Below are 21,166 nucleotides of genomic sequence, written 5' to 3' on the forward strand. Positions count from 1 at the left end.
AGGCGGTTTGGCGACAAGCAACAGGAAAGAGCAGCGAGCGTGCTGCCGGATACCATGGCGTAGAAATCGGACGGTCTGTGCAGGCGTTTGCTGCTGGGTTCACCGGCCGGTTGACAGGCAGGCTCTCACGATGTCGAGTTGTCGGCTCAACAGACGCAACGCGTGAGCCGGTTCGGGCATCGACCAGTGAAACCATTGCGGATAGCGAAGCGCCTGCATGGCGTGAGGCCGATCCAGCGCTTCCACGAACGCGGCGAGATCCTCATCCTCCAGACGGTCTGCGCCGCCCCGGATCGCCTGGGCGTAGCACCGCTCAAGGCCGTGCCCCATCATCATCAGCCTTTCCTCATCGCGCCCCTGGTGACTGAGAATGGCTTTCAGCATCAGCTCCATGGCGTGGCCGACGAGGTGAAAGAACGGGATGCGCACCGCATCCATATCGTCGGCGCGGTCTACCAACAGCTTGGCTGCGTCGGTGTAGGCTTGGGCATAGGAGAGATATTGCTCATCGCGACGAGGACGGACTTCTCGTCCCGCCGCACCCATCACGGATGGTCGCGTGAAATGGAGCGTGCTTCCTCGACGGCCTGTTCGAGGATGCGGCGATAGCCGATCTTGGTCATCCATTGCGCGCGGGCGAGATGGCTTTCCCAGCATGTCCGCGTTCGATCGGTCTCCGCGACCGGATCGCGATGCAGCACGATCTGCGCCACCTCCGTCCAGTCCGCGCCGTCGGTCTCGGCGTCCAGCAGGCGCAGATAGGTGACGAAATGCGCCTCGTCATAAAGGGTCACGTCCGGCTCCATCGGAGCCAAATCTTCGACATCGGGATCGAGTTCGGGTTTGACACGCATCTGGCGGTCCTCCCTCGAACCTACGGTAACGAAAATCCTAAAATGGGATAATCCTGAATCAGGATTAGCGGATTGGCTCCCCTATTTCAATGGAGAGCCGTTCCGAATGCAGAAATCCTTGCGCTCGCCCCGCCAGAAACTCCTTCAGACCCTACTCTCGGCAGCGCGCAAGCATAGAAATCTGACTCAAGCAGAACTTGCCGACCGGCTGAACAAACCTCAATCCTTCGTTGCTAAGTATGAAAACGGCGAACGGCGGATCGATGTGATTGAGTTTCTCGATATTACCGGTGCACTCGATATTCGACCAGCCGATATTCTCGACCAACTCAGCGCGTAAAGAAGAGTGCCGCAATTGGCCAACTGGGATGCGGGGTCTTTAGCTCGCGTCAAGCAAGTTTGATCCTATTTGCTCATCTCGGCTGCGATATCGAGTAGGTGCCTCAGCGCCGAACTCCGATTATGCGGCGACCATACCGCGCTGAACCGCGCGCGCTCCTTTTCATCGGCGATCTTAAGGAACGTGACGCCGGGAAATGGCACATGAGTGGCAGCATCGGTCGTCAGTGTGATCCCGTCGCCATCAGCAACCATGTGCATCAAGGTGTCGCGCCCGACGTCGAAGCGGCGAATGTTCGGCGTCTTTCCCTGTTCGGCGATCCGCCTGACGATGTGGTTCTGCACCTCTGGTCCAGCGCCGCCTCTGCGGACAAGGAAAAGATTTGATGTTAGATCTTGCCATCTGACATGCCCGGCCGCAGCGAGCCGATGCTCGGACGGAACGGCAATCACAAACGCCTCGGTCCAGGTATGGCGGGAATGGCAGTCTCCCCAATCCACCGCGCCTAGGACGAAAGCGACGTCAAGCACGCCTTCTCGCACTTGCCTGATAGTGTCTGCCGACGGCCCCTCGGTGATCACGAGTTCGATGTTCGGATACGTCCCCCGATAGCGGCGGCGCAGGTCAGCGAGGAAGCCGGCGGCGATTGATGAATGTAACCCGATGGAGAGACGCCCGATTGTGCCAATCGAAATTGCGCCAGCCGTCATGATGGCGTGATCGAGATGCTCGATGCCAGCTGCAACCTCCGCTATGAAGCTGCGTCCCGCCGCGGTCAACCTCACTCCGCGATGGCGCCTCTCGAATAGCAAGATGCCAAGATCCTCTTCCAATGCCTTGATCCGGGTACTTACGCTGGACTGGCTCACGCCGAGCCAGTTAGCTGCATGCCGGAAGTTGAGATATTCGGCAACGGCAATTGCCTGTTTGAGAGCAATGAGTGGTATTCTCCCCGCACGGCGGTTCGGCGTATCTTCATCATCTCGCGCCCTTACTGAAATTCGTCTCATCGTCACATTTTGCTCGAAGCTAACTTTCCGGGTGAGCGCTGTCTCGCGCAGTGCGATCTCGATGTCGTCGATGTCGCACTGCGTCTGGATAAACTCATGAATGTAACTGCCAGCGCTTCAGAGCTACGGGCACGCCTGCGCATCGCGCGCGCATAAGCCCTATCCTCGTCGCACAAGATATCGAATTGCGCCGTGAACATGGTCGCTGGCGCGAGACCTAAAAGTCTGAAATCGAAACTATGAAAGTATTGGACATGAGCATCTTCTCAGTTTTCGGGTGAGGGGTTGAACGGACGCGAGAGGAGCCGCGCAGTGGAGCTTTCAATCATGCTCTCGAAATCCTTGGCGACGCGCCGGTTGCCGATAACACGAGCAAGACTGTGCTCAACAACCTGGTGCCGTGGCAACAAGACAAACCTCGCGCAGACAACGTGACGCGCATACAGATTAACTATTGTGGGTTGTTGTCCATGCTGCAATGTCCTACAAAATCATCGTTCGATACAGATTTGGGTATAGATATGGAGTTCGCACAACTCAGACATTTTGTCCAACTGGCAGAGGTTTTACATTTCGGCCAATGCGCACAAAAGCTCGGGATTGCCCAGCCTCATCTCAGCAGGTCGATCTCAAAACTAGAGAGTGAAATCGGAGTGAGGCTTTTCGACAGAACCAGTCGGCAGGTTTCATTGACCGACAGTGGTCGCGCATTTTTTGTCGAGGCCCGTGAAATACTAAAATCGGAGCAGAGAGCGGTACAGCAGGCGCGGTTGGCAACCGCCAAAGAACGCCATCTCATTCGACTAGGATTCGTCTCCGCAGCCTCGTACATGCTTATGCCCAAGGCTATCCGCCTATCAACCACGATCGACAATACGCACTTCGAACTCCGCGAAGCGACAACCAACGAGCAGGTCCAACTTCTCGACAATGGCCATCTCGATTTAGGTCTCGGTCATCCGCCTATAGCACCAAACAGTCGGATTAAATCAGAGGTATTCCTGGTAGACACCTTTGACGCCATTGTTCCAGAGGACCATCATCTTGCCATCCACGGCCAAGCAGAATTCGGTCAATTGGCTCGTGAGCCGTTCATCATGTTCCCTGAAACGCAAGGCCCTATTTTATATTCGAAAATCCGCGAGCTTTGTCGCGCTGCAGGACACGAGTTCACAGTCGTTCATGAGGCATCTCGACTTCAGACCCAGCTTTCTCTTGTCGCGGCCGGTTTGGGAATTAGTCTGGCGCAATCACAGTCCTCGGCTATTCAAGTCGCCGGTACCAAGAGGTTAAGAATAGAGCCCTACCCTGGGGAATTGCGCATCCAACTTGCCGCGTTCTGGGATGCACGGCGGCGGAATACTCCTTTAAATAAGCTTCTCAACCGCCTCAGAGCAATCGGCAAAGAGCAGACTGATATCAGAATTGATATCGAATAATTCCTAGATGACCATCGATGGTATCGATAGGATGTCGCATACTCCATTAGCCGCTTAAGGCCATTGATGGAGGTAAAGCAATGAAGCTGTTCAGATATATCGTGGTGACCATGATGCTTACCGCGTCACCCACCCAAGCTCATCATGGTTGGGGGTTCTATGCCACCGATCGCCCGATCTACCTAAGTGGGAAGATCACAGCCGTGGTCTGGCGTAATCCGCATCCTGAGATCGTCATCGACGTCACATCCGCCAGCGTTCCAGGCTCGTTCGCACGACTGCCCGTCCCCGCTGAACTTCGTGAACTCGGCTTTGACGATGTACTTGCGAAGACCGCGGCACCCGAGACGACCGGGGAATGGACGCTCGATCTCGCACCGATCAATAGATTAATGAATTGGGGAATGCCACGGGAACCCAAAGTCGGTGACGAGATTCAGGCCGTGGCTTTTCCCTCATGCTCCGAGAAGAACGTTTCACGACCCGCCCTTATCGTAATTGATGGGATAGGTGTCCGCCAGCAATCAGTCGCATTGCCGGCAGGATGCAGCGGTCGTCCAAGAGGGTAAGCGGCAATGGATGCCTTCTTGCACCTTGTTGAGACATGGCAACCTGTGCTGCAGTTTCGCAGCTCTGTCTGGGCCTACCCGATCGCAAGCTGGGTACACCTCGTGGGCCTTGCAATGCTCTTTGGGACTATCACCGCTGTTGATCTCGGCCTCATTGGGGTGGCCAAGAGCTTGAGAACGCAAGCCATCCGCTCAACCCTAATCCCGATGGCGCTCACTGGTTTCGGGATTGCCGTCGCGAGCGGGCTCTTGCTGTTCGCCCCGGCAGCGCGAGAATACGCAAACAGCTCGTATTTCCTCGTGAAAATAGGCCTCATTGTTGTCGCAGGAGCTAATGCTCTTCTCCTACATCAAGCCTCAAGACGGGGAGTTCCAGATACCGCCATTGGATGCAAGCTTTTCGGCACAGCATCTATAGCGATATGGGGCATGGTAATCTTCTGCGGGCGGATGCTGGCATTCGGGTAACTCATTTAATTTCCCGCACGTTGATGATGGATCAGATCTTTCCAGGCGGTTGCTGCAGTGACCGCCTGACTATAACAACCCCAGCTATGGACACTGCCATTCCAGTGATTTGAACGAGTGTCAGTGTTTCTCCGAAAATGATGAAGCTCAATGCAGCCGCGATCGGGGGCGTTGATAAAACCAGCGATGTCACGCTGACGATATCCTGACTTCGGAGCAACCTGACAAGTAGCACGTACCCGCCTACCGACAAATCCCATTGATGCCCAAAAAAGTGCGATCCAAAGCACGGGATGAGATGACCAGGACCATAAATCCCAAAATATTGCCGCCGACAGAGCTACCGCAGCAGCTCCGATATTTTGCAGCGCGCCCGCAGGTGCTAGATCACATTGATTGAGCAACTTACTCTGCAGCAACGTTCCCAGCGTTACCGAGACAACCGCTATGGCTGCAGCAGAGTATCCGACCCAATTCGCCTGCTGATCTGCAGCCGAAAACTGTGGTCCGAGCACCATGAATACGCCTAGAGTTCCAACGATAAGCCCTTGCCAAACGAGAGCTCGTAGTGGCGAACCCGACAGAAGGCTCACGACAACGGCGGTGATCGTGGGCTGGAATGCTCCCATTAGGGTCATGGCACCTACGCTCAAACCGGTTTCGACGGCGCGATAACCAGCAACTAGATACCCCCCCTGAAGCAAGGCACCGGATAGACAATGTAACAAAAGATGCTTCCTGTTGGGCCAAGTAGCACGAGAGACTGCACTCAAAACAGTGAAGAAACAAACAGCTATCGAGAACCGCAACAAGAGGAAAACACCGATCTCTGAAAACGGACTTGCAGCCTTGGCGACTAAAAAGCCCGATGACCAGCACAGAACCATCGCGACAGCGGCCAGGGATCGGTTAAGTCCAGAGCGTCCGATAGATCCGTAGAAGATCATCCAATGACGGCCCCTCTTCTCATGGCAACGCTTTGACCGCGTGAGCGGCGATCCGTAGAAGGTTGTCATCGTCATCTGGTCGACCAACAATCTGTAATCCGATCGGGAGACCATCGCTATCGACGCCAGCAGGAATGGTGATCGCTGGACATCCAACGAAGTTGGTCCACCAGAGGTTTGAAAGGTAACGCCGGGCGAAATCGTCACTCCTCTCAATTTCGACGATGCGCGGTGCTACCATCGGTACAGTCGGCGATAGTATGAAATCATACTTTTGAAAAATTTCTGAGCAGTATAGGGAAGCCAGTCCTCGCTCATACATTGCAAGGGAATATTCGCTACCTGTCCGTTTGCGGGCGCGCTCGAGACGCTCACGGGTCTCAGCCGAGAATAGATGCTGCTGCTTCAGCGAACCCATTCTCTCCATCTGAGCAAGCCTGTCCGCGTCTGAAATCACACCGAAAACGGCCCGATAGGGGCTCATGTCGATCGTCTCTTGCTGCAGCGATGATGATATCGACCCACGCGATATCTGTTGAGCCGAATCGCGAGCGATCTTCAGTACGTCGATATCCGGAGGGCATTGCGGATCAAAAGTTGCAACCCATGCGAACCGAGGTAGCTGGCTTCCTCCGGGTGTGGCCCCGAGGTCAAGTTCATCCCGCGCTGGCAAGGTTTCCGGATCGGTGGGATCGTAACCAGCCATATGGAAATGCAATTTTGCGGTGAGTTCGACCGTGCGCGTGAAACTGCCAATGCCCGTGAAAAAGAGGTTCGTGCCGAAACTGCCTATTTTGGGCACTTTTCCATTTGAGGGGCAGAATCCGATGACCCCGCAAAAAGCTGCGGGTCCTCTGATCGAGCCTCCACTGTCGGTCGCGATGGAAGCATCCCCGACGCCGGCCGCGACAGCGATGGCTGAACCGCCACTAGACCCGCCAGCGGTGCGAGATCGATCAATAGGATTTAAGCACTCTCCTCCCAACGGGCTCCGGGGTCGGACGTGCATCGCGAACTCTGCCAGATTACATTTTGCGAACACATCGACCCCCGCGCGCCGAAGTCGAGCAATCGGAACCGCATCATAGGCGGGCGTAAACTCGGAGAAAGCCTGCGACCCTCCTGTCGTCAGGAGGCCCTTGGTGAAGAGGTCATCTTTGACCGACACTGTAATTCCGGACAGTGGGCCATCACTCACGTTACCCAAGCCATGATCGGATATGGCAAGAAAGGCGTGGTGCTTTTCGCGAAGCTCACGCGCCCTTAGAAGCAAATCAGTTCGTGCTTGTGGGAAACCACGCGCATTCGAAGATCTATCGAATGCCGCAACCGTGAGCGCTGCCGCCGTTCCAAGAAATGCATCCCTTCGTGTCAGCATTCTCTGCATATCCTCATCATACAGAAAGGCTCCCCGGCCCCAATCAACAGCCCCCGACCGCATTCTCAACTATCCGCGATGACACTGCATTTTCAATTGCTTGCATGATATCAGTTGTCAGAAGATCCACTTTTTCCGTGGCGCCTAGATTCTCCACGAGTTGCTCACGGGTGCTCCCGCCTATAATCACAGTGGACACCATGGGCTGCTTGAGGCACCAGGCAACGGCGAGCTGTGCAGGACTTATCTGGAGCTCGCCCGCTATGCGGGTCAGCACCTTCGACAAAGCGAGAATACGACTGCGGTTTTTGCCAAACGCAAGAGCTTGGACCCAACTCGTGCTCCGATCGTTCAACCGGCCCTCAGCGTCCGGACGCTCACTATACCGACCGGACAAGATGCCTGAAGCGAGCGGTGACCAAGTCATCAATCCCAGTGCGGAGACCGCTCCGCCCCAGCCAACGAGCCGTTTGTAAGTGTCCCGATGCACGACATTCAACTGGGGTTGTTCGATACTTGGACCAATGAGATGGTTTTTCCCTGCGATCTCGATCAGGCGTTCGATTTCCTCAGGCGGCCACTCGGACGTTCCCCAGTAAAGAATTTTGCCTTGGAGGACGAGACTGTGCATTGTCCAGGCGAGTTCCTCAAGTGAGGTGTCGGGATCGAAACGGTGACAGAGCAGGATATCAATGTAGTCGGTCTGTAGTCGGTGAAGCGAAGCGTCACATCCCTCTAAGATATGCTTGCGGCTCAGACCTTGCTGGGTCGGACGAAGCATTGCCCTGTTTTCCCGAGTTGTAGCGCCGAAATATATTTTTGTGCAAATACAGTAAGTATCGCGTGGAAAGGGACCCGTAGACAGGACATCTCCAATCAACCGCTCCACGTCTCCCCCTTCATATGATTCTGCCGTATCGATCAGATTGACGCCAGCTTCAAGCGCATGATTGATATAGTCATGCGCATCGTTTCCCGAAATCTTTGTAGAAAGATTGAGCCAAGTCCCTAGGGAAAGCGCAGACACTTTGAGAGATGTTTGGCCCAAACGCCGATATTGCATTTAAAAACCTCTGTCTTAGAGTTTATGATTATGCGACATCCACTCTGTTCGACACCTCAACTGACAGAGGGCCAGTGATCTTCCCAGCCGAGCTTTTCCGAAAAGGCGATGTGCTGTAGTGAATCTCCAGGGGATATACGTTGCGCGGAAATTCCTCGTGCAGCGCCCGGCCAATTTCTCTCCAAAGCTGTTGGATGACAAATCGGCTGCCCCTGCAGTGAAAGTGTACGACAAACCCAGCCCCGCGGAGTGTGTCGGATGCGGCGGCGACATAGAACTCAGCCTGCGAAAATCGCCGATTAAGAAATTCCTGAAGAAAATCAAGATCGGTATTTGCGCCGTTTATCTGTATCACCCGGTCTAGCCGACCACAGAGAGCGAAGTGGCGCTCACCCGTGAACCGCACCAGATCACCAGTGCGAACGTGCGGCAGAACGTTCGTAATCGCTTCGGCTGAACTCGTCCGAGGCTGAACACATCGGGGACCGGATACAATAAGCTCGGTTAGCAGGTCAGCCTCGGTGCGATTGGGGAGCACCTCCACGTCTGAAAACAATTCCCAGTCGTTCGGAAATGACGATGTTCGCCGATGGGCAATCGCACCCGCCTCGGTCGATCCGTAAATCTCTACTCCATCGACCGCAAGGTTCGTCATGTCGACGATGGCATCGACATACGCCGTTGAGATCGGGCCGCCCGATTGCAGGATCGTCGTATGTTCGTTGCCCGAGAGCTTATCCCTGTCGCGCTCGATCGCCTTGTATGCCGCTGGTAAAGCAACGATGAGGAGCTGTCTTTTGGACCGATTGATCGGACCGATGCCCAAAGAGATGGGGCAATACTGATAGGGAATGCAATGCCGAAGGGCGAACGCGAGACCACAGAAAAACCCGAAAGCATGATTCGCAGGTGCAAAGGAAATCACCTCGTTCGGAGTCGCTGGCATACAGCCAGAGACTGCCGCAACCTCCAGATCGACTTGACGAAGTGTCTTTGAAATAACCTTTGGCCTACCGGTCGAGCCCGACGTGCTGAAATATATCGTACTCGGAAGCTTCGAAAAGAATGGTTCTGCTCCCGCATCAAAAGACCAGGGATTCGTACGCAATGAATCGTGAAGTTCCGATCGGAGGAAATTCGGGGAGCCCGGCTCAAAAATCTCTTCAACCAGTTCGTCGAAAGACAATGTTCTGACATCCGTCATGAATAATCTCCTCTTGCCGTAGCGTAGTTCTTGTCCTTATTTCGATGATTCGAGCGCTGTAAGGATGTGCCGGGGTGACTACGCTCCTGCCAAAACGGCCGCATCGTCGAGCTTCTTCTTGCAAAAGAACGCCAAGGTGTTCAGGTCACGAAAATTGGTTTGAACATCGTCGCTGTAGAGGTCTATCTGAAGATCGAACAAAATCTCGACCATTTCGACAAACTCGAGTGCGCGCAAGCTATCGAAGTTGAGTTCCGGGATTTCTGTGAAGGGAATGTCTGCAATTTCAACGGCAATCGAAACACCGAAATTTTCGTTTATTCCACGCTTGAGTTCGCTTCTGAGCTGTTCGATCTCCATCTACGATACCTCTTGTTGCCGAGATTCTGCTGACGTTGCATTGACGAAATCATCCGGGTCGACCGGTACGAGGCCCATGAAAATGTATTCATCGGACAGGCCGTCAGCGAAAATCTCGCGCGTTTTTCGAAGGATTTCCCGTCGCCATTCCTTCGGCCGCTTCTGCGAAACTTCGATCGTTACTGACGCGAAATGTCCGCTAATTGCGAGATTACGATCGGCCAGTGAGAATGGCCCTGGGTAGACATCTGAAAGCTCAACATGCTGCCAGATAAAAAGCAGGTGAGAGACCTTCACTCCCGATCGGCCAAACGCTACGGTCAGGCGCCGCGCCATTTCTCGGCGCTTCTGCTGTTCAGCAATGTTGCTAACGATGCGGACTGTTGGCATGACGCGCTCCTCTACAAAACCAACTCAGGAAGCCGAAACACGGGCTCGCCGAGTTTCCGGGAAAGGAGCCCGTGTAGTGGAAGGATAAGTGGGTCTTGCCGCGAGGCACCAAGCGGTGTCCAGCCGATGTATCCCTCACGGGTGATCAGCCGATCCAGGAAACGTGAAATTTGCGCGGGAATTTCAAGACCGTTCGCCTGAAAGGCCAACACCGTTTGATAAGTAGCGTATAGAGTAGGCGGACCGCCGAGTTGCTCAACATAACCGGACAGCCGCATCCGCTGTGGTAGATGCTGCAACAGGGAAAGCGCGCCGTCTCTATCGCCGAGCTTAACAAGCAGCCGAGAGGCCTGCGCAGTCGATGATGTTGTGATGGGACCGTTGGGTACATTCGACCCAAGTCCTTCACTGATGCAGCTCAGGATGAACGATGTCAGCCGTGCAACATCGACATGTTCGACAAAAGACTCGCCAATGACGTCGAGGGCAGAGATGGCGGCACTGGTCGACACCAGGTCAGAGCCGCGACCTTGCCAGTAGCCAAACCCGCCGTCCGGGTTTTGTAGTTTTGAGATCCAGATTGACAGGCGCCCAATGTCAGAAAATCGCCGTCCAGCATAGGCAAGAGCGGCTGTCGCCCAAAGAGAGCAGCGGATTTCAGCACCCCGGCCCGGCATGTACATGATGCCGTCTTCCCAGGGCATATGCGCCCTTTGAAGCCACGCACTCAATTGCTCAACGCTATCGGTCTCTGCTTTGTTTACAGCTGAGAAAAGCGCCGATGCTGTCGTGAGCGCGTCACCGGCCGCTGACGGCTGCCGATATGTGTACCCGGCACCATCGACTGAAAAACTTTCGATTGCACGCTGCACACGGTCCTTCTGACTGTCTTTGATCGTAACGTTCAGAGCTTGAAGAGCGCCGACAGCTGAGAAGTTTGCCCAAACATCAGATACTTCGTAGTCCTCCCAACGCGCAAAACCATCGGGCCGTTGGCGCTGGACGATCCAATTTTCGCATACTTCTGGCTCCGAGGGCTGCCAGTTCTGTATTGTTAGTGCCTTTGTCGCCCTAAAGGTTGCCCACAGGCATGGAGCATATTCAGGCGAAAAACGAAACCCGCCGGACGGCGCCTGTTGCGACTGCAGCCAGCCGAGGAGGCGCTCATCATCCCATTTGACGTCGTGATTGAGTCCCGCTGCATGCTTTGCGTGTATCGCATAGTATGCAGCCCTTGTGTCGGTTTCCGCCGTCGCGATGTTCCAGGCGAGTCCGCCATCACCACGCTGAAGCCCTGAGAGCCAATCAGCTAACCTATGCCGGTTTGGAACCGGAAGCTGTAGTATCTCCTTGAAAACCCGGGTCGCATAATAGGTCGCCCAAACGTCTGCGGTCTGCCCCGGCATCATTGCAAATGCGCCATCCTTGTCCTGAAGCGACGACATCCATTCCACGAAAGGTTCTCTGGGGGCAACGGAATGGCCGATGTCAGCAAGCGTTTGACTGCAATAGAACGTTGCCCATATGTCAGATGCGAGGCCGCGCTGCCATGAGAAGCTTCCGTCGGGATTCTGGCAAGAATGAAGATATCCAGCGACGTGCTCGCGCTTTGACAAATCAGGTAACCGGCCAATCCAACGCAGAGTACGAATAGCCGCATAGGTGGCCCATAAGTCAGAGCCGAAAGTTCCAGCGCCGCCGTCACCAGTCCTCAGAAATTCATAGGGCGGCGGAACGACCGCAGCTTGAGAGACCGCTACACTCATTTGCGTGCCTCCAAGATATTCGAGCGTTTCCAGTTTTTTAGACCAGCTCCGCTCTTTGTTGTAATCGGCAGCTGGCTGACGACCTCAACACGGACGTCGATGCCGGCATCACCAAGTATACGGGTCGCATGCTGCATGATATGGTCGGTGGAAGAACCATCCGGCATTTGTTCAACGATCACCCGCGTGACCGATCCTTCTGCCATATCCAGCAAGTAACCTGTCACGTCTGGGATCTTGTAGATGTGGTTCTCTATGTCACCGGCGAGATAAGGCACATCCCTGATGAGGATCGCCTCCTCTTTTCGGCCAAGGACTTCTAGGCTGTGAAGGCCAGACTCTGGGGCCGTAATTGATACTGTGTCACCGGTTGCGATGCGTAGCATAGGCCGTGCAAATCCATGGAGCGATGAGATGATGAGTTCGCCTCGCGCGCCCTCCGCAAGCGGTGAGACATCACCATCATCGTTTCGTAGCTCGCATAAAAATGAGTATTCGAGGACGTTGAGCCGCCCGTTTCGACCCGCTGCCGCGATTGTACCTGTCTCCGTCGACCCATAACTGGCATTGTAGACTTCCGCCTGCCACCAATGGCCAAGTGAGCGCTTCAGGCTTTCTGTTACGACTTCGCCTGAAAGCATGATCTTGACGACACTGCTCGCAATATCATCAAAGCTCTTCCGCTGTCGAAGAACCCGTGTGAACTGCAACAGCGTGCCGGGTGCGCACCAAATGACGGTTGGCCGAAAATTTCGGAATAGGACTTCCATCCGATCCCACGAAACTATGCCCTGCGTAAACGGGTAGCACCGCACTGCGGCAGACCCGATGATCTCGCAGCAACCCGCTATTAAGTCGCCGATCGGCGCTATATCCGACGGCAGCAGCACAATGGACCGATCCGACCGATCGACGACCTCGCCCCAAAGCAATGAAACGCCGACATAATTCCAGACAATATCCTCAAACGTACGTTTGGTCGGCGTCGGAACGCCTGTGGTTCCTGACGTCTCATAGTATTTTATGATTGATGCCACATCGGCTACGTCGAATGCGGAATAGGATTCCTTGAAAGTCCTTTTGTTGACCGGGGTGATCGAATCAAATTTGTGTTTTGTAAAATTACCGATATGCCGGTAGTGCTCGCTGCGAGATGCCCTGTCCCATGCGGACGACAACCACTTGTCGGTTATCTCTCGGCGGAGATCTACATTGGTAGTGTTCCTGAATTGCAGGAGTTCATCGGCACATCGCCCGTGTAAATCGGAATGTTGAAATGGAAACGGGTAGCCCACTGCATTTCTCCAATCTGGTTTAATCGGCTATTCAGGAAACTCCATTATGCAAGTCTGTAAATTCGGAATCTACACGGTGCCTTGCCCGTCTCATGGGGCGCAATTTTCCTAGCTACGATGATACTGCTGCAACGCACAATCAATGCTCGAATTGTTATTGTGCGATGCAATATATAGAATGATTATAGGCGGTGATCTTTTTGACGGCATTAGCGTCTGTCAGGGACGACATCCGTACAATCCAGCTTGCGAGACGCTCTCTCCGGTAATTTGGTTTCACGTACCACCATGATTTCCTTTGACCATGAGAGTTTACGCTGTCTGGCGACGCAGTGATTCAAAGCCGCTAGTGACTGTTGGCAGACAAATCTTTTTTGGTTCCGCCAAACCTACTCCGATAAATGCAGACTGACTGGCACGTTCTTCACAGCCCTAATCCACGCTGCCGCCCCATTTGCCACGACACCGATCCGCCTTGAACGATACCCGCCACCTCTTTGCCGAGCTGGCGGTCGATCACCGGCCGCCACGGGACCAATGTGAACTCGTGGCTCTTCTCGACGATGGCGAACTTGCCGCTGGTGAGCTGGACCGTCCCGGTGAAGACGCCGCTGACGGTCTCGCCGTCTCCGGCCGCGCGGAACGGCATCGGCTTTTTCGCCGCCAGCTCCGCCCCAGCACGGGCGACCTCCCGCGCTTCCAGTGTCGATAGAAGATCGCGGCGGTAAAGGACGCGGCCGTTTTGCTGGCGCGCGGCATCGCCCTGCTCGATCAAACGCTCGCGTCGGCGGTCCATGGCCTGACTGACCTCCTGCCCGAACCCCGCCGGTGCGATGTCGGACGGGCCGCGCCCGACCAGCTTCCGGTCGAGCCAGGTCCCGCCATCCGCCGTGATCTGCTTTTCCAGATCGAAGGTCGAGAGGACGCGGATGTTAAGCTGCCGTCCCTGGCCCGCATCGTGCGCGGCGGCGCGGACCTCGAAGTCCTGCGGGATGCGCCACTGGTCGGCGTCGATCCGCTCGACGATGCCGTTCCGGCGCAGCGGCTCCAGGCGGCGGACATGGGCATCCACGAACCCCTCATAGTCGCCGCCCGGCACGCGGCCGTCGAACCGGGCCTGCTCCAGATGGCGGCTGGGCCGGTAGACGCCGTCCTCGGCCATGCCGGCAATCGCGCGGTCGGCGGGGCGTGGTCCGGCCTCGGCCGCGCCGATCTCGATGACACTGTCGATCCGGGCGTCCGCCACCTTCGCTGGATCGACGCCGGCGATGTGATGCGTACGACCGTCAATGCCGTCGATCACCAGCGTCAGGTTCTCGCCCAGCTCGTCGGTGAGATGCTTGTCCACCACCCGACCGACGATCGGCGTCGCGGACGCGGCGTCGTGTATCTGGAAGCTCATCGGGTCGCGTTCATGCCCCTCGGCGCGCATCGCCTTCTGCATGGTGCGCACGATGTCGCCGCGCTCGCCCATCTCGCGCAGCGTCGGCTCCAGCCGATCGCTCAGTTCCCAGACGCCCGGTGATTGCTCGGTGGCGAGACCCATCTTCTCCAGCTTGCCGAGACGGCGGATGCGCAGCGTCCGGTCTTCCTGGCCGCGTATGTCATCCGGCGCGTGGCGCAGGTCGAGTGCACCGCCCTCGGCCTCGTTCAGCATCGCCCGGTCGATGCGGGTGAAGCGATCCTGGTCGATCTCGGCCGTTAGCTTGCGGCGCTGCTCGATCTCTGTGACGGGGCCGAGCTCCAGCGTTGCCAGTTCGCTCGCCCGTTCGCGCACGCCGTTGGCAAGATAGTCGCCGTTGATGACCAGATCCTCGCCGAGGTCGTCGCGGCCATTGACGATGACATGGACATGCGGATGGCCGGTGTTGAAGTGGTTGACTGCCACCCAATCGAGCTTCGTGCCGAGATCGGCTTCGAGCTGACGCATCAGGTCGCGGGTATGGCCGGTCAGGTCTTCGATCTCGGCGCCGTCTTCCGGCGAGACGATGAAGCGGAACTGGTGACGGTCGTCCTTGCCGCGATCGAGGAAGGCGTCGCCGTCGGCGCGGTCCTCATTCGCCGAATAGAGCCGGCCGCGCTCGCCGTCGCGCGAGGTGCCGTCGCGCTGGATGTAGCGCAGATGGGCTGCGGCCTTGCCGCTCTTGCCGGCGGCGCGAACCGAGCGCGATTTGACGATGACACGACGGCTGCCGGCCAGGCGATGGCTCCAGCCGTTCGACAGGTTGCGCGAGCGGACGAAGGCCGCGCCGCGCCCGCGCTTGACGCCCCGACCGGAGGCGACCGCGCCATTGCGGCCCGGCTCGCCGGTGGCTCTTCCGCTGCCGCGCGAGACCCGCCCGAAGGCCGCGCCATGCTGGCGGGCGATCTTCCGGACCTTGGTGAGGAAGCTCTTGGCCTGGCCGGCCTTCGCCGCATCGGAGCGGATGCGGCCGGGCCTTGGGCGGAAGCGGTTGTCGTCGTCGGCGCTCATCGACGGCAACCCGCCCGAAAGCGCCGGTTTTGGGCAAGAGTGCCGCCGAAAACGCGGCGGATGCTGGGTTTGCGGCAACCGGCGGCACTATGCCGCCCTAACGGCAGTGCCGTCCCCAACAGTGTGCAGACAAGGGCTTTGCCCCCGGATCGGACCCATAGGGTGCCGTCCGCTTTAATCTTGCCCTCCCGCCTTTCTATCCTTTCTGCCCGTCCTGACCCTGATTCAACCTGACCCCGCCCATATCCGCTGCACATTGGAAAGGACCGCCGGGCACACCCAACCGCCATGCTCATCGCGGGCCTCCCGTCTCCGGGCGGGCGACGAACAGGCCGCCCGGCTGCGGCACGATCGCGGAGAGATCGCGCACCGGCGTTGCCGCCGGAGTGTCGCCGGATTGCGTGTCGGGCGGCATGGGATCGGCGGATGCTGTGCGCTCGGCCTGCGCGATGAACAGCGGCGCGCGTGCCCATGACAGCGGATCGGCCACCGCGACGGCGACCGGCCCGGTGATCTCGTCGCCGCCGATCAGCGGTGCGAGCGTGGCGACATAGGCGCGCGTTTCCGCTGGCAACGGACGGCCTGCGAGATGCTCTTCGTAGCGACCGGGACCGGCATTGTAGGCGGCCAGAAACCCCGGCGATCCGTAGCGGTCATGCAACTCGCGCAGATACGCTGCGCCCGCCAGAATGTTGTCGCGTGGGTCGTAAGGATCGTTGCCGAGCCGATGACGGGTGCGCAAATCGGCCCAGGTGGTCGGCATGATCTGCATCAGACCCATCGCGCCCTTGGGCGAGATCGCCCGCGCCTCGTTGGCGCTTTCGACGCGCATGACGGCCCTGATCCACGCCGCCGGGATGCCGAACCGCTGCGCCGCCTCGGCGATATGCGCGGCATGAGGATCGGTTTGGGATGGGGGCTGGACCGGCTCCGGCTGCGCCCGACAGGGCAGCGGCATTGCGACGGCAAGCATGGCAGACAGCAAAAGGACCGCCAATCGGACGGGCGTTCTGTCTCCGCAACGACGCCAGCCTGCCAGCGTGCTCGCTGCGGTCAAGGGTTCGCGCGAAGCGCCGATCTTCGATCGCCCTTGACCTTCGCTGCACGCGCCGGCCGACCTGCGTTCGAGCGGGACGAAGGGATGAGACGGCCTGTTCGCGAACAAAGGAATGGGACTTTGACGGGACAGCAGGCGCGCAATTCTGGAGGCATGGCGCATGACCTCACTCCCGCTCGCCGCGCTTGACCGGGCGCGTCCAGTGCAGGGACCAGGCGGCCCCGCCGTCGTCGTCGCGGAACAGGTTGGCGCGGATCGGTTGCGGCAAGGCGGGATCATCGATCAGCAGTGAGATGTATTCGCCAGCGCGTTCGCCGGTGCGTTTCCAGCCCGCACCGATTTCCGGCCCGTCATCGGCGCCGTGATGGATGCGATAGTCCGGCGCGTTCTCGGCATCGGACGGCTCAGCCGGAACAATGGTGAGTTCTTGGTTGAGGGTAAGCGTATGAACACGTCCGACGAAACCCGTCGTCTCGCGCGTAAAGTGGCCGATCTGCGGCATAGAATTCTCCTTGATGCTGGGGATTGGGTGAAAGCCGGCGCGCGCCATGCCCGCCGGGATCTCGGCGGTCAGCGCGTCGCGGCGCGCCAGACGAAGCGGCCGTCGCCCGCTTCGTCGGTGTAGCTCGGCGTGGCGCGGCCGATGACGGTGCTGACCAGGATCGGGCCGAAGTAGCGGCCGTCCAGGCTGTCGCGGACATCGGCGTTCATCAGGAAAATCTCGTCACCGGCGATGCGGCGACAGCCATTCCAGACCGGCAGTTCGCGGCCCGAGCGGTCGCGGTCGAGCGCCGTGCCAAGCTCGACGCCATCGACCGTGATCGTGCGGCGGATGCGGCAGACTTCCTGCCCCGGAAGCCCCATGACGCGCTTCAAGAGCGGCACGCCGCGGCCGATATAGCCGCGCTCCACCATGAAGTGGGCGAGCGGTTCAGGCGGATCGACCGCGACCAGATCGGTGATGGTCAGATCGCCAGGCGGGTCGATATCGTAGAGACCGATCGGCGCGCTGGCGGAGACGTTCCACACCAGTCGCGTCGGCGTCGGGATGAAGGACGCGATAGCGACGCCCATGATCGAGAAATATGTCACCATCACATAGCCGAAGCGGGTCATGGCTCGGCCCTCCGGCGCTTGAGGAACGCCCGGTGCTGGTCGGCGCTGTAGGCGCGCGGTTCATGGCCGGCGGTCAGACGGTTGTGGACGTGCCGCCAATGGTCGGGCGAAACATCCTCCGGATCGATGCCGATCGCCTGGATGGCGTCGATGTGGCGGAGCACCTGTTCGACCCTGGGCCAACCGTCGATCTTCAGCAGGATGTCGCCGCCGGGACGGACGAAGGGCAGCGTCTGATAGGGTTCGCCGGGCGCGACCGCGCGCACGACATCAATGCGCGAGATGATCGTGCCGAAGTCGTTCGGCGCCCAGCGGACGAAGGCGAAGATCGCACCAGGCCGGAATGCGAAGATGCGCCGCCGCCGGTCGATGATGGTTTCCGCCGCGAGCGGACCGAAGCGAACCCAGTGTTCGATCTTCTTTTCGATATGGATCAGTTCGACATGGGTGAGATTGTCGGAGGGAAGTGCTGACGGCACGGAGCCGCCGCGCACGCGGGGAGCCGCGGTGCCGGTCATGATGGGTCTCCTGCGGTGGGTGGGAATTCGCGCGCGAGCAGCGCGCGCAGCATGTCCGCGACGGTGACGCCGCGCTGGAAGGCGACGATCTTGACCCGGCCGCGCAACTCCGGCGTGATGTCGATCGTCAGCCGGGCCGTGAACGCCGTGCCGTCGGCCACGCGGGCTGGTGGCGGTTCGCTGGCCTTGATCCAGCTTTCAGGATCGGCGGGACGCGCCGCAAAGCCGCGTTTCGGGGAACGCTCGCTCATCGGGCAATCCTTCCGATGCTGAGGCGGCCGATCTCGGCGGTCAGCGCGGCGATCTCGCGCGCGGCTGGACTGTCCGCGTCGATCTCGCAGGCGAGCCGGCCGGACTGCGCGGCATCGGCGAAGACGACGCGCTGGCCGATCGTGGCGGCGAGCAAGGGCGGATCGTGATCGGCCAGCGTCTCGGCCGTCTCACGGGCGATGACGGTGCGCGCGCCACAGCGGTTGAGCACGAAGCGCGCGTCCAACTCGGGCCGGTAGATGCGCGCTTCCGTGAGGAGCGCCAGCATCTCGGCCGAGGCCCAGCCGTCGAACGGCGACGGCTGCACCGGGATCAGCACCAGGTCGGCAGCGAGCAGCGCCGAGCGCATCAACCCGGCGACACGCGGCGGCCCGTCGATGACGACGTGATCGACGTCGCGCGCCAGCTCCGGCGCTTCCCGGTGCAAGGTATCGCGGGCCAGGCCGACGACACCGAACAGCCGTGGGCAGCCTTCACGGGCGCGTTGCTGCGACCAGTCGAGCGCAGAGCCTTGCGGGTCCGCGTCGATCAGCGTGACGCGACTGCCGGTCCTCGCCCATTCTCCGGCGAGATGCAGGGCCAGCGTCGTCTTGCCGACGCCGCCTTTTTGATTGAGCAGCGCGACGATCATGGCACGCGCCTCGATCGTCCGGCGGCACCGGCACCATGGCTCGCGCGCGCCCGCGTCAAAGATAAAGAGTTAGATTCTTGGTTAGACTCTAAGTTAGCGGTCGGATTCCGCGTTTCGGGCCAGAGGGTTAACTGCGGTCCATGCGCCCGAAATCCCGATAGTCCTGCGCCCGAAGTCCCGATACCGTTTGCGCCCGAAGTCACGAGCGTTTCCACAGCCTCGTCCACAGGCACTGTGGATAATCTGGATGGGCGGATTTGCAGCAGTTCGCGCCGCCCCTCGCGCCAGATGTCGAGCCGGTAGCCGGGCAGCGGCTGGCGGGCGACGATGCGGCGGATGTCGAGCGCGAAGTCGGACGGCCGCGCCAGGCTACCGGACTTTTCGTGGAGATGGGCGACCTCGAAGACCCAGCCATGGACCTGACGGCCGGCGTGCTTGCGGGCGACGCGGTAGAGCCAGCGTTCGATGCCGCCGGTCAGCCGGAAATAATCGGGGTCGATGGTCAGGACCAGCGAGCGGTCGGTGACACCGCGATAGAACCAGTCGGCCAGCACGAACTCCATGCCCTCGACGCGGCCGTCATGGGTGGTCAGTTCTTCCCATTCGTTGATCCAGGAGAACTGATGCCGGCGCCAATGCTCGCCGTGGCGGATGGTGGTGGCGATGACGGTCGATTGCAGGCGGGCGAACGCGCCCTTTAGCAGCCGGTATTCCCGCGCGCCGGTGCCCCGGCCGATCGCCATCAGGAGCTGGTAGGGCGTGAAGCGCAGGAAGCGCGATGTCTTCAGGCCATGGTTCTCGGCCTCGACGATCTGCGACGCCGCCCAAATCAGCACATCGGCATCCCAGATGGTCGCCATGCCATGCTCGGGCATGGCGAAGACCTCAACGCGGACGCCGCCGGATTCGTAGAGGATCGGCGTCACCCGTTTGGCCTTGGCGAGCGAGAAGAACGGCCGCTCCATCAGGTCGCGCTGGTCGCGGGGGCTGGCATCGCCCGTCGCGACGACGAAGGGATCGAGCCGCGCCCGCTCGCTACCGGCAAGGCGCTGCGGGCGCCGTGCGGCGTCCTGGGAGGGACCGCCAGACATTCAGCGTGCGCCCCGCTCGGCGGGCGTCAGCGGACGGGCCGGAAAGACTCGGCTTGCGTCCTTGTCGGTGGTGGATTTGCGGGCGGCGACCTTCGTCCAGGCTTGCAAATCGTCTAGCGCGTAGACGACGCGCCCGCCGATCTTGCGATAGGTCGGGCCGGTGCCGTAGGTGCGGTGCTTCTCCAGCGTGCGCAGCGAGATGCCGAGAAAGCGCGCTGCATCGGGCGTGCGCAGGTATCGGGGCGGCAGCCCCGTCTTCGGATCGATCATGATTGGACCTCCGGGTCGGGTTCGGCGGCTGTCGGTGGCGACAGCGGGCTATGGCAAACCGTGGCGGAGGATCGGCGGCTTGCAGCGTGCCGGAATCAGGGGGTACGATTCCGGCACCCCGGAGGTGTCGGCTCAAGCGAGGCTACGCCGCTCTTCAGCGGCGGCGTGGCACGCGGACCGGATAGTGGAGCAACTCGCGATAGCCGCCGCGCATGTAGAACAGGCCGTCCGCAACGAGGCGGCGGACTTGGTTCTTCAACGGGCTGACTTCCCAATCGTTCTTGGACCGGCCGTGAAAGCCGAGCAGCGCCTCGGCGATGACGCGATAGCTGGCGCCGGCCAGCTTCGCGTCGAGCGCGCGCAGGATCAGGATGTGCCGGTCGCGGGTCTGCGACGGAAGGTCGTGCCGCCAGTCGCCGGGCGGGCGTCCGGCCAGCGCCAGCCAGAAGCGCAAAGCCGCTTCGGCGCGCAGCTCGAACAGGGTGTCGAGCGGCAGGATGACGACGAAGCCTGTCGGACCTTCGGGCGGAGCGTTCGCGAGCCAGAAGCGGTGCTCCCCGCCCGATCCGCGCCAGAGACCGTGCCAGGCTCTGTCGACGGCCGCTCGTGCCGCGAGACCGGGAAGTCCCGGCAGCACGATGGGCATGGCGAAGTCAC

General features: G+C 59.3%; 25 protein-coding genes and 1 pseudogene. 4 read left to right on the plus strand and 22 right to left on the minus strand.

The window, feature by feature from the left end:
* Nucleotides 1-99: 99 nt before the first annotated feature.
* A complete protein-coding gene (locus ACQY1L_RS21640; RefSeq protein WP_156586918.1) occupies nucleotides 100-549 on the minus strand; it encodes a hypothetical protein in 450 nt (149 codons plus the stop codon).
* Nucleotides 546-854 carry a DNA -binding domain-containing protein gene (locus ACQY1L_RS21645; RefSeq protein WP_156586919.1) on the minus strand — a complete coding sequence of 103 codons (309 nt, stop codon included), beginning with the start codon at nucleotides 852-854 and terminating at the stop codon, nucleotides 546-548. The genes ACQY1L_RS21640 and ACQY1L_RS21645 overlap by 4 nt, the downstream gene beginning before the upstream one ends.
* Before the next feature lie 106 nt (nucleotides 855-960).
* On the opposite strand from ACQY1L_RS21645, the gene ACQY1L_RS21650 reads away from it, so the two are divergent.
* Entirely contained in the window at nucleotides 961-1,194 is a 234-nt protein-coding gene (locus ACQY1L_RS21650) for a helix-turn-helix domain-containing protein (RefSeq protein WP_156586921.1), read from the plus strand.
* A 65-nt stretch (nucleotides 1,195-1,259) separates the two neighbouring features.
* Here ACQY1L_RS21650 and ACQY1L_RS21655 read toward each other — a convergent pair whose 3' ends face one another.
* Nucleotides 1,260-2,204 carry a LysR family transcriptional regulator gene (locus ACQY1L_RS21655; RefSeq protein WP_156586924.1) on the minus strand — a complete coding sequence of 315 codons (945 nt, stop codon included), beginning with the start codon at nucleotides 2,202-2,204 and terminating at the stop codon, nucleotides 1,260-1,262.
* Nucleotides 2,205-2,441: 237 nt separating this feature from the next.
* Nucleotides 2,442-2,623: pseudogene (locus tag ACQY1L_RS21660) on the minus strand (IS5/IS1182 family transposase); the annotation flags it as partial.
* Here ACQY1L_RS21660 and ACQY1L_RS21665 point away from each other — a divergent pair.
* Together ACQY1L_RS21665 and ACQY1L_RS21670 are read left to right on the plus strand one after the other, a co-directional pair.
* Entirely contained in the window at nucleotides 2,585-3,643 is a 1,059-nt protein-coding gene (locus ACQY1L_RS21665; protein ID WP_337739651.1) for a LysR family transcriptional regulator, read from the plus strand. The pseudogene ACQY1L_RS21660 and the gene ACQY1L_RS21665 overlap by 39 nt on opposite strands.
* Nucleotides 3,644-3,723: 80 nt before the next feature.
* Nucleotides 3,724-4,212, plus strand: coding sequence for a DUF6152 family protein (locus tag ACQY1L_RS21670; protein ID WP_430244429.1), 489 nt, complete (start codon nucleotides 3,724-3,726; stop codon nucleotides 4,210-4,212).
* 473 nt (nucleotides 4,213-4,685) lie between these two features.
* Here ACQY1L_RS21670 and ACQY1L_RS21675 read toward each other — a convergent pair whose 3' ends face one another.
* The 10 genes from ACQY1L_RS21675 to ACQY1L_RS21720 all read right to left on the minus strand — a co-directional run bounded on the left by ACQY1L_RS21675 (nucleotide 4,686) and on the right by ACQY1L_RS21720 (nucleotide 16,529).
* Nucleotides 4,686-5,627 (minus strand): DMT family transporter, encoded by a 942-nt coding sequence (locus ACQY1L_RS21675; RefSeq protein WP_430244431.1) that lies wholly within the window; start codon nucleotides 5,625-5,627, stop codon nucleotides 4,686-4,688.
* Between the two features lie 19 nt (nucleotides 5,628-5,646).
* A complete protein-coding gene (locus tag ACQY1L_RS21680; protein ID WP_430244434.1) occupies nucleotides 5,647-7,005 on the minus strand; it encodes an amidase in 1,359 nt (452 codons plus the stop codon).
* A 43-nt stretch (nucleotides 7,006-7,048) separates the two neighbouring features.
* Nucleotides 7,049-8,068, minus strand: a complete 1,020-nt coding sequence (locus ACQY1L_RS21685; RefSeq protein WP_430244436.1) for an aldo/keto reductase — start codon at nucleotides 8,066-8,068, stop codon at nucleotides 7,049-7,051.
* Nucleotides 8,069-8,096: 28 nt separating this feature from the next.
* Complete coding sequence (locus ACQY1L_RS21690) at nucleotides 8,097-9,272, minus strand: AMP-binding protein (RefSeq protein WP_430244438.1); 1,176 nt, start codon at nucleotides 9,270-9,272, stop codon at nucleotides 8,097-8,099.
* Nucleotides 9,273-9,350: 78 nt separating this feature from the next.
* Complete coding sequence (locus ACQY1L_RS21695) at nucleotides 9,351-9,632, minus strand: hypothetical protein (protein ID WP_156586939.1); 282 nt, start codon at nucleotides 9,630-9,632, stop codon at nucleotides 9,351-9,353.
* Nucleotides 9,633-10,022, minus strand: coding sequence for a hypothetical protein (locus ACQY1L_RS21700; protein ID WP_156586941.1), 390 nt, complete (start codon nucleotides 10,020-10,022; stop codon nucleotides 9,633-9,635). It abuts the gene before it with no gap.
* 11 nt (nucleotides 10,023-10,033) lie between these two features.
* Nucleotides 10,034-11,788 carry a prenyltransferase/squalene oxidase repeat-containing protein gene (locus ACQY1L_RS21705; protein WP_430244441.1) on the minus strand — a complete coding sequence of 585 codons (1,755 nt, stop codon included), beginning with the start codon at nucleotides 11,786-11,788 and terminating at the stop codon, nucleotides 10,034-10,036.
* Nucleotides 11,785-13,083 carry a phenylacetate--CoA ligase family protein gene (locus ACQY1L_RS21710; RefSeq protein WP_337739652.1) on the minus strand — a complete coding sequence of 433 codons (1,299 nt, stop codon included), beginning with the start codon at nucleotides 13,081-13,083 and terminating at the stop codon, nucleotides 11,785-11,787. Before ACQY1L_RS21710 ends, ACQY1L_RS21705 begins: the two co-directional genes overlap by 4 nt.
* A 424-nt stretch (nucleotides 13,084-13,507) precedes the next feature.
* Entirely contained in the window at nucleotides 13,508-15,556 is a 2,049-nt protein-coding gene (locus ACQY1L_RS21715) for a relaxase/mobilization nuclease domain-containing protein (RefSeq protein ID WP_430244443.1), read from the minus strand.
* Nucleotides 15,557-15,848: 292 nt separating this feature from the next.
* On the minus strand, nucleotides 15,849-16,529 hold the full coding sequence (locus ACQY1L_RS21720) for a lytic transglycosylase domain-containing protein (protein WP_156586987.1): 681 nt from the start codon (nucleotides 16,527-16,529) through the stop codon (nucleotides 15,849-15,851).
* On the opposite strand from ACQY1L_RS21720, the gene ACQY1L_RS21725 reads away from it, so the two are divergent.
* The gene (locus tag ACQY1L_RS21725) at nucleotides 16,528-16,650 is read left to right on the plus strand and encodes a hypothetical protein (RefSeq protein ID WP_430244446.1); all 123 of its coding nucleotides are present in this window, start codon (nucleotides 16,528-16,530) and stop codon (nucleotides 16,648-16,650) included. The two genes, ACQY1L_RS21720 and ACQY1L_RS21725, sit on opposite strands and share 2 nt — an antisense overlap.
* Before the next feature lie 129 nt (nucleotides 16,651-16,779).
* On the opposite strand, the gene ACQY1L_RS21730 is transcribed toward ACQY1L_RS21725, so the two are convergent.
* The 8 genes from ACQY1L_RS21730 to ACQY1L_RS21765 form a co-directional block, all read right to left on the minus strand.
* Entirely contained in the window at nucleotides 16,780-17,115 is a 336-nt protein-coding gene (locus tag ACQY1L_RS21730; protein ID WP_156586947.1) for a DUF736 domain-containing protein, read from the minus strand.
* Between the two features lie 68 nt (nucleotides 17,116-17,183).
* A complete protein-coding gene (locus tag ACQY1L_RS21735) occupies nucleotides 17,184-17,729 on the minus strand; it encodes a S26 family signal peptidase (protein WP_430244448.1) in 546 nt (181 codons plus the stop codon).
* A complete protein-coding gene (locus ACQY1L_RS21740) occupies nucleotides 17,726-18,247 on the minus strand; it encodes a DUF2840 domain-containing protein (protein WP_430244450.1) in 522 nt (173 codons plus the stop codon). Before ACQY1L_RS21740 ends, ACQY1L_RS21735 begins: the two co-directional genes overlap by 4 nt.
* Nucleotides 18,244-18,498, minus strand: coding sequence for a hypothetical protein (locus tag ACQY1L_RS21745; protein WP_156586952.1), 255 nt, complete (start codon nucleotides 18,496-18,498; stop codon nucleotides 18,244-18,246). Before ACQY1L_RS21745 ends, ACQY1L_RS21740 begins: the two co-directional genes overlap by 4 nt.
* The gene (parA, locus tag ACQY1L_RS21750) at nucleotides 18,495-19,148 is read right to left on the minus strand and encodes a ParA family partition ATPase (RefSeq protein ID WP_156586954.1); all 654 of its coding nucleotides are present in this window, start codon (nucleotides 19,146-19,148) and stop codon (nucleotides 18,495-18,497) included. Before parA ends, ACQY1L_RS21745 begins: the two co-directional genes overlap by 4 nt.
* On the minus strand, nucleotides 19,145-20,239 hold the full coding sequence (locus ACQY1L_RS21755) for a replication initiator protein A (RefSeq protein WP_430244452.1): 1,095 nt from the start codon (nucleotides 20,237-20,239) through the stop codon (nucleotides 19,145-19,147). Before ACQY1L_RS21755 ends, parA begins: the two co-directional genes overlap by 4 nt.
* Nucleotides 20,240-20,509 carry a helix-turn-helix transcriptional regulator gene (locus ACQY1L_RS21760; protein WP_430244455.1) on the minus strand — a complete coding sequence of 90 codons (270 nt, stop codon included), beginning with the start codon at nucleotides 20,507-20,509 and terminating at the stop codon, nucleotides 20,240-20,242.
* Between the two features lie 154 nt (nucleotides 20,510-20,663).
* Nucleotides 20,664-21,155 (minus strand): DUF2285 domain-containing protein, encoded by a 492-nt coding sequence (locus ACQY1L_RS21765; protein ID WP_430244457.1) that lies wholly within the window; start codon nucleotides 21,153-21,155, stop codon nucleotides 20,664-20,666.
* Nucleotides 21,156-21,166 lie beyond the last annotated feature (11 nt).

Origin of the sequence: Neorhizobium sp. DAR64862/K0K3, assembly GCF_050500185.1 — a bacterium.
Classification (GTDB): Bacteria; Pseudomonadota; Alphaproteobacteria; order Rhizobiales; family Rhizobiaceae; genus Neorhizobium; species Neorhizobium soli.